The organism is Nocardioides sp., assembly GCF_030150155.1.
GTDB lineage: Bacteria > Actinomycetota > Actinomycetes > Propionibacteriales > Nocardioidaceae > Nocardioides.
Genome location: NZ_JASLGR010000039.1, coordinates 50074 through 62002 on the forward strand (window position 1 = coordinate 50074; position 11929 = coordinate 62002).

Genomic DNA, 11929 nt, shown 5'->3' on the forward strand with positions numbered 1-11929 from the left:
CCGCCCCCGACCCGCGGAGCCGGTGCTGCCTCAGGCCTCGCTGTGGCGGCGGGACCAGCGCTGCCGCAGTGCCGCCCGACGGGCCGAGACCCGCCCCCAGACCGACTGCTGGAAGGCCAGGGTGGCCCAGCCGGCGACCGCCATCCCGGCGACGTTGATCACCAGCTGGGCGACGCTTCCCCACAGCTCGTGGCCGATCCCGAAGGCGAGGCACAGGGCGACGTTGCCGGCTGCGGGGACGGTGGTGACGGAGATGAAGACGCCGGACAGGCCGCCGACCTTCGCCGAGGTCAGGGAGAGCACGCCGGCGGCGGCAGCGACTACCGCGACCACGAGCGACCACTTGTCGGGGGAGTAGATGAACGCGGTCAGGGGACGGGGAGCGGTGACCTGGTCGACGCTGATCCAGCCGATCCAGCGCGCGAGCAGGGCCAGCAGGGTGACGATCCCGATCGCTACCCCGAACCCGACCACGAGGCTCCGGGTGGCGAACCGAAGCAGGTCGTAGCGTCGTCGCACCAGCGCCAGACCGAGCGCCGCGATCGCGATGAACTCCGGGCCGAGCACCATCGCCCCGATGACGAGCACCTGGGAGTCGACGATGATCGCGATCGAGGCGATCAGCGTCGCCAGAGTCATGAAGGTCAGGTAGGTCCAGTTCAGCTCGGACTCGTCGTAGGCGCGCTGGGTGACGTCGGCCCAGACCACCGCGTCGGCCGACGAGCCGGGGGTGCGCTTCTCGGCCTCCAGCCCGGCTCGGGAGACCCAGGTCGCGACCGGCTGGATCTGCACCGTCCCGACCCGATGGATCCCCGTCTCGCGGAGCCGCTCGACCAGGTCGTTGAGCCCCTCCCGCGCGACGTCGACCTCGATCACGTCCCCAGGCGGGTCGAGCGAGATGCCGCGCTGGTGGATCAGGTTGGTGGTGGCGGTGTCGTCCTTGAGGGCCTCGAGGATCTCCGGAGCGAGGCCGCCGGGCGTGACGATGCGGACGTGCTGCATGGCGTCAGTCTGGCCGAGGTGGGTCCGATCCGTCGGGCGACACGGCCTCGCCGTCGCTGGGCGGTTCGCTCCACCCGCGGGCGATCCGGTCGGCGACGTACGCGATGGCCTCGGTCTCCGACATCGAGCGTTCTGCGACGAGGTCACGGGCCCCGAGGACGGCGAGGCGTTGTCGCACGTGCGGTGGTGCGCCATCGCCGAGCCAGACGTGGGGCAGGCCCGCTGCGAGGGCCTGACACGTGTCGACGGCCTGCAGCACCGCGTCGAGGAACGCCTCTCCGTGGCCGTCGTGGCTGAGCAGGTCCTCCAGCGGCCCGGCGCCCACCATGCCGATCTGCCTCGCCTCGGCGTCCGGCCCGGTGGCGGCGGTTGCGAGGACGGTGAGGGCCTGCATGACCCAGGGTGCTGGTTCGGCGGTCATGGCGCAGGCGAAGTGGTACGCCGCGCCGATGGTGCCGGCGCGGTCCTCCTCCAGCCAGGTCGCCGCCCATCTCCCGAGATCGGGCCACGTCGCCAGCGTCGTTCCCTCGCTGGAGTCGACGAGGTGGCACCGGCCGTCGGCATCCAGGACGGCTTGGTCGCCGAGGACGAGGTCGCGCGGATCGGTCATGGGGTCATCGTGACCGGTCGGTGCGCTCAGCGGCCAGTGTCGCGGCACTGTGGTGATCGGCGGGGCTGATCACCCCCTCGTCGAATCCGTCACCGGCCGGGCTTTTGCTGATCACCAAAAGGACATAATGTCGCTAGACATTAAGCCGTACGTCGTCCACCCGAGGAGACCTCCGATGACCGCACCGCACGACGCCGATCGCCTGGCCGAGCCGCTGAAGTTCGCCTACTGGGTGCCCAACGTCAGTGGGGGACTGGTCGTGAGCAACATCGAGCAGCGCACCGACTGGAGCTACGAGTACAACGTCAAGCTCGCCCAGATCGCCGAGCGCAACGGTTTCGACTATGCGCTGACCCAGGTCCGGTACATGGCGTCGTACGGCGCCGCCTATCAGCACGAGTCGACGAGCTTCTCGCTCGCGTTGGCACTGGCGACCGAGCGGCTCCAGGTGATCGCCGCGGTGCACCCCGGTCTGTGGCAGCCTGGCGTGCTGGCCAAGTGGCTGGCCACTGCCGACATCATCACCGGTGGACGGATCGCGACGAACGTGGTGTCGGGCTGGTTCAAGGATGAGTTCGTCCAGCTCGGCGAGCCGTGGCTGGAGCACGGCGAGCGCTACCGGCGGGCCGAGGAGTTCATCTCCTACCTGCGCGAGATCTGGACCTCGGACCAGGCCGAGCTGAAGGGCGACTTCTATCGGCTGCACGACTTCGACATGAAGCCCAAGCCGCTCGACCTGCCCGGCCGCCCGCACCCCGAGATCTTCATGGGCGGCAACTCCAGCGACGCCCGCGGCATGGGCGGGCGCAGTGCCGACTGGTACTTCGCCAACGGCAACACCCCGGCCGGGATCGCCGAGCAGGTCCGCGACGTCGGCGAGATCGCCCAGCTCCACGGCCGCACCGTCAAGGTCGGCGTCAACGGCTTCATGGTCGCCCGCGACACCGAGGCCGAGGCCCACGCCACCCTCGACGAGATCATCGCGAAGGCCGACCGCGAGGCGGTCGAGGGCTTCGGTGCCGCGGTCAAGCAGGCCGGACAGTCCACCGGTGACAAGAAGGGGATGTGGGCCGACTCCGACTTCACCGACCTGGTCCAGTACAACGACGGCTTCCGCACCGGCCTGGTCGGCACGCCCGAGCAGATCGCCCGCCGCATCATCGAGTACAAGAAGGTCGGCGCCGACCTCCTGCTGCTCGGGTTCCTCCACTTCCAGGAGGAGGTCGAGTACTTCGGCCGGCATGTGCTTCCGATCGTGCGCGAGCTCGAGGCCGAGCTGGCCCAGCGTGGGGAGCTGGCCTCGGTCGGCTGAGCCCTGCCCTATCGCCGGCGCCGTCATGACGGTGCTGTTGGATGGGGGCGTGCTGGTTCGGAGCCGGCAGGAGTGGGGTGGGCGATGGCGGGCATGACTGCTGCCGAGGTGGCCGCAGCGCTGCGGGAGCGGCAATCGGCTGCCCCGGGGGCCGAGGCATCTCGGGAACGCCGTGAACGCGAACGCGCGGAGCATGCCAGACTGCTGGATGAGGGACAGGCGGAGATCCTTGCTGATCTACGTGCGATCGGGATCGATGTTCCGTCCTTGTGGCACCTTGCTGCGGGCGACGGGGCGTCCGGGGCTGTGTTCGAGGTCCTGCTGAGGCATCTGGGTGGCGCGCATCCCGACCTGATCGTCGAAGGCTTGGGGGACGCGATGGCCGGTCCTCAGGCGCGACCGTACTGGGCGGAGCTGCGCGCGTTGCTCGCCAGCACCGAGCGTGACGTCGTACGAGATCAGACGGTGCTCATTCTCGGCTCGTGTGCCCAGCGCGCCCAGTATGACGATCTGCTTGAGATGGTCGCTGACGAGGGGTTGGGGGACAGCCGGATCTTCCTGCTCGGGCCGCTCAACCGGATCGGCAACAGGATCGAGGCTGGCCGGGGCCGTGCCGTCGTCGGGCGTTTCGCGAACCACCCGGAGCTCGGCGTCGAAGCGGCCCGGATCTTGGCCGGACGCGGTCGCCGTGGCTGAGGTTCGTCGACCGGGCAGACTGAGGCGATGAGCGTCGCCGACAGCATCCTCGTGCCCAGCCTCATCGTCGCCCTCACCCTGACGGTCGTCTGCGCTGCGATGTGGGCGATGACGCGCTCGGGGCGGCTGGGGCTGAACCCGCTCGTCGGGATCAGGACCCGGGCCACGATGGCCTCGCCGGAGGCCTGGCGGCGCGGGCACCTCGCGGCCCAGCCTGCGTTGGTCGCTGCGGTCAGGGTCGGGATCGTCGGGCTGGTCCTGGCTGGTCTGGCTCGACTGGTGCTGCCAACCTCGGCGAGCGTGGTGGCGGCGGTGATCGGGCTGCTCGCCGCGCTCGTGCCCTTCGGGCTGCTGCTCTATGGCACCCTGCTGGCTGACCGCGCGGCGCGCTCCGGGGACTGAACCCCAGCACACCTTCCGTCCAACGGGAGTCCGCCGCAGCGCCGTCGAAGGATCCTCGACAGTGGTCGTCACGGACCCCGCCCGGGGCCGGTGAGGAGGCCGCGATGACCGGCGACGCAGGACGCGAACGGACCGAGTGGACCGATCGTCACGACATCCACGAGGTGGTGCTGCGTTACGCCCGCGGCATCGACCGACTCGACTTCGACCTGGTGCGAGCGGCGTACCACCCCGACGGCATCGACCACCACACCGGCTTCGAGGGCACCATCGACGAGTACCTCGCCTGGGTCGAGCCGAAGCTGCGTGCCCGCACCGGCGGCACCATGCACGTGCTCGCCAACCACCTCGTCGAGCTGTACGGCGACGTCGCGATCAGCGAGACCTACGGCACCTCGGTGCACTGGGGCGAGCCGGCCGAGGACCCGCGGGCCAACTTCACCAGCGGCGTCCGGTTCGTCGACCATCTGACCTACCGCGACGGCCGCTGGGCGATCCAGGAGCGCTGGGCGGTGCGGGAGTGGACCCGATCCGAGGTCGGCGCCTTCATGACCAAGGAGGGCGCCGGCCCGACCGGCAGCCGGGACGAGAACGACCCGCTGCGCCGGTTGCAGCGTGCCCTGACCGGAATGGAGGGCCGGCAGTGAAGGTCGGGATCAGCTCACCCATCGTCGCCCTCGCCGGCGAGCGCCCGGACTGGGAGCGCAGCGCCGGACCGGCCGAGCTCGTCCAGGTGGCCCAGGCCGCCGACCGACTCGGCTACGACTTCATGACCTGCGGCGACCACGTCGCGGTGCCGGCCGGGATCGCGCGCGGCGAGCGCTTCTACGACCCGCTCGCGACGTTCTCCTACCTGGCGGCCCTCACCCGCCGGCTGAGGTTCCTGCCCTACGTCCTGGTGCTGCCGTTCTACCACCCGCTCGAGCTCGCCTCCCGCTACGGCTGCCTCGACCACCTCTCCGGCGGACGCCTCATCCTGGGCCTGGGCGTCGGCAACCTGGAGGAGGAGTTCGACATGCTCGGCAAGCCCTTCGCCGACCGCGGGGCGCGGGCCGACGACGCGCTGAAGGCGCTGCGGGCCTCGCTGGGGAAGCGGAGCGTCTCCTACGACGGGCCGTACTACTCCTTCGACAACCTTGTCGTCGATCCGCACGCCGCCCAGGAGCACCTGCCGATGTGGATCGGCGGGCACAGCAAGCGAGCGCTGCGTCGCGCGGTCACCCTCGCCGACGGCTGGGCCCCCGCACCGCAGGCCTTCCGCGGCCCCGCCCCCGACCTGATGCGCCAGATGCTCGACGAGGCCGAGGTCCCCGACGGGTTCCAGGTGGTCTTCAGTCCCGGCCAGCCGCTCGACCCGATCGGTGACCCCGACAGTGCCCACGTGATGCTGGCGACCGCCGCCCAGGCAGGCGGCACGCACGTCAACCTCCGGATCCAGCACCACTCGCTGGAGCACTACCTGGAGCAGCTGGAGGCGTTCGCGCAGCTCGCCGGACTGGAGATCGAACCGGCCTGACTCAGGCGCTCGGGTGCTCGTGCTGGTACGCCGACCAGTACCGCTGTGCGCGCTCGGCGCTGCCCGGGAGGATCCGGAACAGGAGCCTGGGCACGGCACCCAGGAAGCCGTAGGTCACCCCGTCGCGGGTCAGCGTGTACTGCGGCTTCGCCTCAGGCGCCTTCGCCGCCCCGCCGACGGAGACGGCGAAGGCGCAGACGCCGTTGAAGGCGATCGACGGGTTCTCGGTGGTGTCGGTCATCTCGGACTCCTGGGGTGCTCTCGGGGGGGGGGGGCTCGTGGCGGGAGGCCGGTGGGCGGTTCAGGTGCGTGCGCGGGCAGCCTTGGGTGCCTTGGGCGGGAAGGTGGCGACGTACCCGACGGAGCGCTCGAGCCACTCCGGGGCCGACGCGGAGGCGGGGATGGTGAGGTAGCCGCCCATCGGCCGCTCGGCCGGACCGAACGGCCCGCCGCCGGCCTCGCTCAGGGCGGCGGCATCGGTCTCGTCGAGCTTGATCCCGACGCTGTCGCCGAACAGGCCGGCGAACATGTTGCCGTGCACGAACGCGCCGAGCTGGCCGAACATCGGCTTCACCTCGACCGCCGGGTCGGCCGCACTCAGGGGTGCGATCAGGTCGTGGAACCGCTGCTTGTCGGCGTCGGTCGCCTTGGGCATCTCCATGCTGGCGACTCTAGGTCGGCGACCTGACGCGAACCTGACCGTCGTGGGGTCAGTGTGCCTGCGAAAGCAGGTCGTGGCCCTGGGCGGCGAGACTGTCGGCCAGGCGGTCCAGCAGGCCGCTGTGCGAAATGGCCGCGTCGGCCTGGGAGGCCAGGAAGGCGCCGTCGAAGACGGCCAGTGCGTACGGCGTCAGGGCGTCGGCGATCTCGGTCGCGGCGCCGGTGTCGCGGAACGCCCGCTCGATCAGCTGGTGCAGGCTGGCACTGCCGCGGCCGCGCACCCGCTGCACGATCTCGACGATGTCGGGGTCGGAGTTGCTCAGCAGCAGCACCACGAAGAGCCGCAGGAACTCCGGGTGCGCGGTGATCGAGTCGCTGGAGCGTTGCAGTGCCCAGTGCAGGAACTCGGCCGGGGTGGTGGTGCCCGACTCGTCGGGTAGGCGCATCGACTCGAAGAACTTCTCCGCACCGCGCTCCATCACCGCGGCGAGGATGCCCGCCTTGGAGTTGAAGTGCCAGTAGATCGAGCTGTTGGGCAGCCCGGACTCCCGGGCGATGTCGGCCACCGAGGTGCCCTCGTAGCCGCGCTCGGACATCATCCGCGATGCCGCGTCGAGGATCTCGTCGCGTGAGCGGTCTCCCTGGAGGAGTCGTCTGCTGCGTCCGGCCATGCGGCGAGTCTAGGGAACTCGAAGTTCTGTACTGAACATTCCAGAACGGCTTGACATCCGCCTGCTGCAGGACGTGTAATCGGCGTCACAACTGTCTGGAATGTTCAGTACAGAACTTGGGAGGAACCATGCAGACCTACGACACCGACGTCGTGATCATCGGCTACGGCCCGGCAGGCGTCGCCGCCGCGAACGCCCTGGGCGCTCGCGGCGTCTCGGCGATCGCCTTCGAGCGCGACCACGACATCTACGCCCGTGCCCGCGCCGTCACCGTCAGCGACTGGACCATGCGGATCCTCCAGTCGGTCGGCCTGGCCGAGGCCGCCAAGGCCGACATGGACCCCACTGTCGCCCTGCGCTGGATCACGTACGACGGCACCGAGATCCTCCGGATGCCGTTCCCGCCCGGCGAGTTCGGCCACGCGACGTCGTACGCCATCTATCAGCCGGCGATGGAACAGACCCTGCGCGATGGGGCGAGCCGGTACGGCGACGCGGTCTCGGTCCGCTTCGGCACCGAGGTGACCGGGGTCGAGCAGGACGACGACGGTGTCACGGTGACCTCCCGCGACCTCGCCACCGGTGAGACGTCCACCACCCGCGCGCGCTTCGCGCTGGCCTGCCACGGTGGCGAGGCGCTCACCCGCGACCGGCTCGGGATCAACCTCGTCGGCGACACCCTGGAGCAGCGCTGGATCGTGATCGACGGCAAGGTGAAGCGGTGGTGGCCCAACCGTCACATCCTGACCTTCTGGTCCGACACCGAGCGCCCCGTCGTCGACATCGCGCTGGGTCGCGACAACCACCGCTGGGAGATCCCGCTCAAGCCCGGCGAGACCGACGCTGACTTCGACACCGAGGAGAAGGTCTGGCCGCTGCTGGAGTCCCTCGGGGTCTCGCACGAGGACATCGACATCCACGGCTACGCCTTCTACAGCCACCACATCCGGTTCGCCGAGCAGTGGCGGATGGGGCGGCTCTTCCTGCTCGGCGACGCCGCCCACCTGATGCCGCCGTGGGCCGGTGCCGGGATGCAGTCGGGCATCCGCGACGCGTTCAACATCGCCTGGAAGCTCGCCGGTGTCCTCGGTGGCACCCTGCCTGCCTCGATCCTGGACTCCTACGAGCCGGAGCGTCGTCCCAACGTCGAGTTCTACACCGGCGTCGCGGTCCAGCTCGGTCGGATCATCAAGCAGGAGATCACCCCCGAGGAGCAGGCCGAGCTGGCCCGGTCCCAGGCCGCAGGGGAGCTGCCGCCGCTGCTGTGGCCGCCGTCGTACCCGGCCGGCTGGTTCACCGGGATCGCTGCGCCCACCGGCTTCCCCGAGGGTGCGGTGGGACGGATGATCCCGCAGCCCCGTGCCGCCGACGTCCACGGCCTGATCGGGCCGCTGGACGACCTGCTCGGCGACGGCTTCGTCGTCCTCGGCGACAACGTCGACCCGAGCGAGGTGCTCTCGGCCGAGGAGAAGGCCGACTGGGCGGCCCTCGGTGCCCGCTTCCTCGCCGTCCGTGCCGCCGACCAGACCACCCAGGGGCCCGACGAGATCGTCGACATCGACGGCACCCTGATCGCCTGGCTGCGCGGCCACCGCGCCCGCGTCGTCGCCGTCCGCCCCGACCGGTTCGTCGCCGCCGCCGACGCCACCGGCCTCGCCGTCCCCACCCTCTGAACAGGAGCCACCCCATGACCGCCACCATCAAAGAGCTCGCCTACGTCGGCATCGAGGCCTCGGACCTGGACGCCTGGAGCGGCTTCCTCGGCCAGCTCCTCGGCGTGATGCCGGCCCGCGCCGACGAGAACGTCCGCACCTTCCGGATCGACGACCGGATCCACCGCCACATCATCGAGCGGGGGCCGAAGAACGACGTCTCCTTCGTCGGCTACGACTGCGGCTCGCCGACCGACCTCGACGAGGTCGTCGCCCTGCTGCGTGCCGAGGGCCACGAGGTCGTCGAGGGCGACGCCGCCCTCCGGGCCGAGCGCGGCGTCGAGCGACTCTTCCTCACCCACGATCCCGAGCAGATCCGGATCGAGCTGATCACCGGCCTCGCCGCCGCGACCGAGCCGTACCGCAACGAGATCAACCTCGGCGGCTTCCAGACCACCCAAGGCGGTGCCGGCCACATCTTCCTGCTCTGCGGTGAGGGCAAGCGAGCCGAGATGCTCGACTTCTACTACCTGCTCGGCTTCAAGCTGTCGGACTACATCAAGGAGGAGATGGCGCCCGGTGTCTTCATCGACGCCGCGTTCACGCACTGCAACGGCCGCCACCACACCCTGGCCATCGCCGAGGCGCCGGCGCCGTTCAAGCTGCATCACTTCCTGATCGAGAACAACCTGCGCGAGGACGTCGGCCTGGCCTACGACCGCATCACCCAGGCGCGCGTCCCACTGCTGATGACGCTCGGTATGCACCCCAACGACAAGATGTTCTCCTTCTACGCCCACAGCCCGTCCGGTATCGCCGTCGAGTTCGGCTGGGGCGGCCTGATCATCGAGGACGACGAGGCCTGGGAGCCCACCCAGTACGACGCGATCTCGCTGTGGGGTCACAAGAACGCCCGCGAGCTGGGTAAGTGGCTGATCGAGTCCGCCGACCGGGGCGACGCGCTGCAGAAGGCGGCCGTCGACCAGGCGGTCGCCGCTGCGGCCGGGGGCGACCAGTGACGACGTACGAGGTGGTGAGCAGGGACCTCAGGGCGGGGGAGCACCGCATCCGGGTCTACAGCGCCGGCGACCCGACGGCCCCGGCCGTGCTCTTCATCCACGGCTCCGGACCCGGGGTCAGCGCGCCGTCGAACTGGGAGCACCTGCTCCCGGTGTTCGCCGAGGCCGGCTACTACGCGATCGCCCCGGACGTGCTCGGCTTCGGCGACTCCGATCACCCCGACCCCGCGCCGAGCGGCGGGATGGTCGCGTACGTCGATCTGCGCGCCCGTTCGCTGCTCGCCCTGCTCGACACCCTGGACGTGGAGCGGGCCCACCTGGTCGGCAACTCGATGGGTGGCATGATCACGCTGCGCGCCGCCCAGATCGCGCCGGAGCGGATCGCGAAGATGGTGCTGATGGGCTCCGGTGGTGCGCCGATCCCGCCGACCGAGGACCTGATGCGGCTGATCCGGTTCTACGACGACCCCTCGGACCGGGCGATGGCCGAGCTGCTGGTCCGCTTCGTCGACGACACCGAGCTGTTTGCCGGCAGGCTCGACCAGATCGCGGCCGACCGGGGCGCCAAGGCTCGCCGCGAGGACGTTCGACGCTCGCACCTGGCGACCTTCGATCCGGCGTACCCGCCGGTGCGGTTCACGCCCGAGGAGCTCGCCGAGATCACCCACGAGGCGCTGGTGGTGCACGGTCGTGAGGACCGGATGCTGCCGGTCGCGGCCGGGTACTACCTGGCCGAGAACCTGCCGAACGCCCAGCTGCACGTTCTCCCGCACGCCGGGCACTGGATCCAGATCGAGGCCGCCGAGCGGTTCGCCGCGCAGGCACTGCTCTTCCTTGCCGAGGGGTGAGGGGACCAACGGCTGCTGAGGGGTAACTGCTGGTCAACGGATCGTTGAAGAGCGTCATCGGGACGTTTGACCAGCAGTTACCCCCCCCGGGAGGGCGGCGTAGGGTCGCAGACATGGAGACGAACGACGCGGCGACGTTGGCGCGCTTCCTCGCGCCTGACGGCAGCCTGGAGACGATCCCGACGAAGCGGTCGAAGCGGCTGATCGTGCTGGACCACCTCGCCCAGGCGTTCGACCTCGGCGAGGTCTACCCGGAGGCCGAGGTCAACGAGCGGCTGCGCCGGTTCCACGCCGACGTGGCGGCGTTGCGCCGCTACCTGGTGGAGGAGCAGTTCCTGACCCGACGCGACGGGTACTACTGGCGCTCGGGCGGGTCGGTCGATCTCGACGCGCTCTGAGGCGGCCGATCCGCCGCCGATCCGCCGCCGGTCCGCCGCCGGGCTCAGACGTAGCGTTCGAGGATCGAGGACTCGGCCAGTCGGCTCAGGCCCTCGCGCACCGAGCGGGCACGCAGCTCGCCGACGCCGTCGACGGCCTGGAGGTCGTCGATGCTGGCCGAGAGCAGCTTCTGCAGGGTGCCGAAGTGGTCGACCAGACGCTCCACCACGGTGCCCGGCAGGCGCGGCACCTTGGCCAGCAGTCGGAAGCCGCGCGGGGTGACCGCGCCGTCGAGGTGCTCGGCGCCACCGAGGCCGAGGACCCGTGCCGCGGAGGCGGGGTCGACCAGCTCGGTCGCGGTGAGGTGCTCCAGCTCGGTGAGCAGCTCCTCGGCCGAGCGGACCTTGCGCCCGCGCGGCAGGTAGTCGCGGATCACCAGCTCACGTTCGGCGTCCACGCCGGTGACGAGCTCCTCGAGCTGGAGGGCGAGGAGACGCCCGTCGGTGCCGAGCTCGACGATGTAGCCCTCGACCTCGCGGGCGATGCGGGTCACCATCTCCAGGCGCTGCGCCACCACGGCGACGTCGCGGACCGTGACCAGGTCCTCGATCTCCAGGGCCGACAGGGTCGAGGAGACCTCGTCGAGGCGCATCTTGTAGCGCTCCAGGGTCGCCAGCGCCTGGTTGGCGCGCGACAGGATCGAGGAGGAGTCCTCCAGCACGTGGCGGGTCTCGCCGACGTACGCCGCGATGATCTGCATCGACTGGGACACCGAGATCACCGGGAAGCGGGTCTGCTTGGCGACCCGGTCGGCGGTGCGGTGGCGGGTGCCGGTCTCGGTGGTGGGGATGGTGTGGTCCGGCATCAGGTGGACTGCGGCCTTCACGATCCGGGTCAGCGAGGAGTCCACGATGATCGCGCCGTCCATCTTGGCCAGCTCGCGCAGGCCGGTGGAGGTGAACGGGACATCCATCTGGAAGCCGCCGGTCGAGATCGCCTCGACGAGCTTGTCGTGGCCGAGCACGATCAGGGCACCGGTGCGACCGCGCAGGATCCGCTCCAAGCCGTCACGCAACGGCATGCCGGGTGCGATCAGCGCAAGGGTCTCCCGCAGGGAGGGCTCGGGTCGGTCGGTGGCCACCCACGCACTCTATCGGCGCAGG

At 70.3% G+C, this 11929-nt stretch carries 15 protein-coding genes; 9 read left to right on the forward strand and 6 right to left on the reverse strand.

Annotation, left to right across the window (positions count from 1 at the left end):
* Positions 1-30: 30 nt before the first annotated feature.
* A complete protein-coding gene (locus Q1V88_RS12135) occupies positions 31-1002 on the reverse strand; it encodes a DUF389 domain-containing protein (RefSeq protein ID WP_300681458.1) in 972 nt (323 codons plus the stop codon).
* Between the two features lie 4 nt (positions 1003-1006).
* On the reverse strand, positions 1007-1612 hold the full coding sequence (locus tag Q1V88_RS12140) for a DUF6869 domain-containing protein (RefSeq protein WP_300681459.1): 606 nt from the start codon (positions 1610-1612) through the stop codon (positions 1007-1009).
* 175 nt (positions 1613-1787) lie between these two features.
* On the opposite strand from Q1V88_RS12140, the gene sfnG reads away from it, so the two are divergent.
* The 5 genes from sfnG (at position 1788) to Q1V88_RS12165 (ending at position 5538) form a co-directional block, all read left to right on the forward strand.
* Positions 1788-2924 carry a dimethylsulfone monooxygenase SfnG gene (gene sfnG, locus Q1V88_RS12145; RefSeq protein ID WP_300681460.1) on the forward strand — a complete coding sequence of 379 codons (1137 nt, stop codon included), beginning with the start codon at positions 1788-1790 and terminating at the stop codon, positions 2922-2924.
* Positions 2925-3017: 93 nt separating this feature from the next.
* On the forward strand, positions 3018-3620 hold the full coding sequence (locus Q1V88_RS12150; protein ID WP_300681461.1) for a hypothetical protein: 603 nt from the start codon (positions 3018-3020) through the stop codon (positions 3618-3620).
* Positions 3621-3647: 27 nt separating this feature from the next.
* Positions 3648-4022 (forward strand): SdpI family protein, encoded by a 375-nt coding sequence (locus tag Q1V88_RS12155; RefSeq protein ID WP_300681462.1) that lies wholly within the window; start codon positions 3648-3650, stop codon positions 4020-4022.
* Between the two features lie 104 nt (positions 4023-4126).
* Positions 4127-4669 carry a nuclear transport factor 2 family protein gene (locus Q1V88_RS12160; RefSeq protein WP_300681463.1) on the forward strand — a complete coding sequence of 181 codons (543 nt, stop codon included), beginning with the start codon at positions 4127-4129 and terminating at the stop codon, positions 4667-4669.
* Entirely contained in the window at positions 4666-5538 is an 873-nt protein-coding gene (locus Q1V88_RS12165) for a TIGR03619 family F420-dependent LLM class oxidoreductase (protein ID WP_300681464.1), read from the forward strand. The genes Q1V88_RS12160 and Q1V88_RS12165 overlap by 4 nt, the downstream gene beginning before the upstream one ends.
* A 1-nt stretch (position 5539) precedes the next feature.
* Here Q1V88_RS12165 and Q1V88_RS12170 read toward each other — a convergent pair whose 3' ends face one another.
* From Q1V88_RS12170 to Q1V88_RS12180, 3 genes are read right to left on the reverse strand one after another with little or no spacing between them, the layout of a single operon-like run.
* Positions 5540-5779 (reverse strand): hypothetical protein, encoded by a 240-nt coding sequence (locus tag Q1V88_RS12170; protein WP_300681465.1) that lies wholly within the window; start codon positions 5777-5779, stop codon positions 5540-5542.
* Positions 5780-5839: 60 nt separating this feature from the next.
* Positions 5840-6199 (reverse strand): TfoX/Sxy family protein, encoded by a 360-nt coding sequence (locus tag Q1V88_RS12175; protein ID WP_300681466.1) that lies wholly within the window; start codon positions 6197-6199, stop codon positions 5840-5842.
* Positions 6200-6248: 49 nt separating this feature from the next.
* A complete protein-coding gene (locus Q1V88_RS12180; protein ID WP_300681467.1) occupies positions 6249-6869 on the reverse strand; it encodes a TetR/AcrR family transcriptional regulator in 621 nt (206 codons plus the stop codon).
* A 128-nt stretch (positions 6870-6997) separates the two neighbouring features.
* Here Q1V88_RS12180 and Q1V88_RS12185 point away from each other — a divergent pair, with 128 nt between their 5' ends.
* The 4 genes from Q1V88_RS12185 to Q1V88_RS12200 all read left to right on the forward strand — a co-directional run bounded on the left by Q1V88_RS12185 (position 6998) and on the right by Q1V88_RS12200 (position 10786).
* On the forward strand, positions 6998-8542 hold the full coding sequence (locus Q1V88_RS12185) for a bifunctional 3-(3-hydroxy-phenyl)propionate/3-hydroxycinnamic acid hydroxylase (RefSeq protein ID WP_300681468.1): 1545 nt from the start codon (positions 6998-7000) through the stop codon (positions 8540-8542).
* A gap of 14 nt (positions 8543-8556) precedes the next feature.
* A complete protein-coding gene (locus Q1V88_RS12190) occupies positions 8557-9540 on the forward strand; it encodes a VOC family protein (protein WP_300681469.1) in 984 nt (327 codons plus the stop codon).
* On the forward strand, positions 9537-10388 hold the full coding sequence (locus Q1V88_RS12195) for an alpha/beta hydrolase (RefSeq protein ID WP_300681470.1): 852 nt from the start codon (positions 9537-9539) through the stop codon (positions 10386-10388). The genes Q1V88_RS12190 and Q1V88_RS12195 overlap by 4 nt, the downstream gene beginning before the upstream one ends.
* Before the next feature lie 113 nt (positions 10389-10501).
* The gene (locus Q1V88_RS12200; protein WP_300681471.1) at positions 10502-10786 is read left to right on the forward strand and encodes a DUF2087 domain-containing protein; all 285 of its coding nucleotides are present in this window, start codon (positions 10502-10504) and stop codon (positions 10784-10786) included.
* Positions 10787-10830: 44 nt separating this feature from the next.
* On the opposite strand, the gene disA is transcribed toward Q1V88_RS12200, so the two are convergent.
* Positions 10831-11907, reverse strand: a complete 1077-nt coding sequence (gene disA, locus Q1V88_RS12205) for a DNA integrity scanning diadenylate cyclase DisA (protein WP_300681472.1) — start codon at positions 11905-11907, stop codon at positions 10831-10833.
* Positions 11908-11929: the final 22 nt, after the last annotated feature.

Coding starts and splice junctions, on each gene's coding strand:
- Q1V88_RS12135 (WP_300681458.1), bottom strand. CDS start 1,002: ATGCAGCACGTCCGCATCGTCACGCCCGGCGGCCTCGCTCCGGAGATC.
- Q1V88_RS12140 (WP_300681459.1), bottom strand. CDS start 1,612: ATGACCGATCCGCGCGACCTCGTCCTCGGCGACCAAGCCGTCCTGGAT.
- sfnG (WP_300681460.1), top strand. CDS start 1,788: ATGACCGCACCGCACGACGCCGATCGCCTGGCCGAGCCGCTGAAGTTC.
- Q1V88_RS12150 (WP_300681461.1), top strand. CDS start 3,018: ATGACTGCTGCCGAGGTGGCCGCAGCGCTGCGGGAGCGGCAATCGGCT.
- Q1V88_RS12155 (WP_300681462.1), top strand. CDS start 3,648: ATGAGCGTCGCCGACAGCATCCTCGTGCCCAGCCTCATCGTCGCCCTC.
- Q1V88_RS12160 (WP_300681463.1), top strand. CDS start 4,127: ATGACCGGCGACGCAGGACGCGAACGGACCGAGTGGACCGATCGTCAC.
- Q1V88_RS12170 (WP_300681465.1), bottom strand. CDS start 5,779: ATGACCGACACCACCGAGAACCCGTCGATCGCCTTCAACGGCGTCTGC.
- Q1V88_RS12175 (WP_300681466.1), bottom strand. CDS start 6,199: ATGGAGATGCCCAAGGCGACCGACGCCGACAAGCAGCGGTTCCACGAC.
- Q1V88_RS12180 (WP_300681467.1), bottom strand. CDS start 6,869: ATGGCCGGACGCAGCAGACGACTCCTCCAGGGAGACCGCTCACGCGAC.
- Q1V88_RS12185 (WP_300681468.1), top strand. CDS start 6,998: ATGCAGACCTACGACACCGACGTCGTGATCATCGGCTACGGCCCGGCA.
- Q1V88_RS12190 (WP_300681469.1), top strand. CDS start 8,557: ATGACCGCCACCATCAAAGAGCTCGCCTACGTCGGCATCGAGGCCTCG.
- Q1V88_RS12200 (WP_300681471.1), top strand. CDS start 10,502: ATGGAGACGAACGACGCGGCGACGTTGGCGCGCTTCCTCGCGCCTGAC.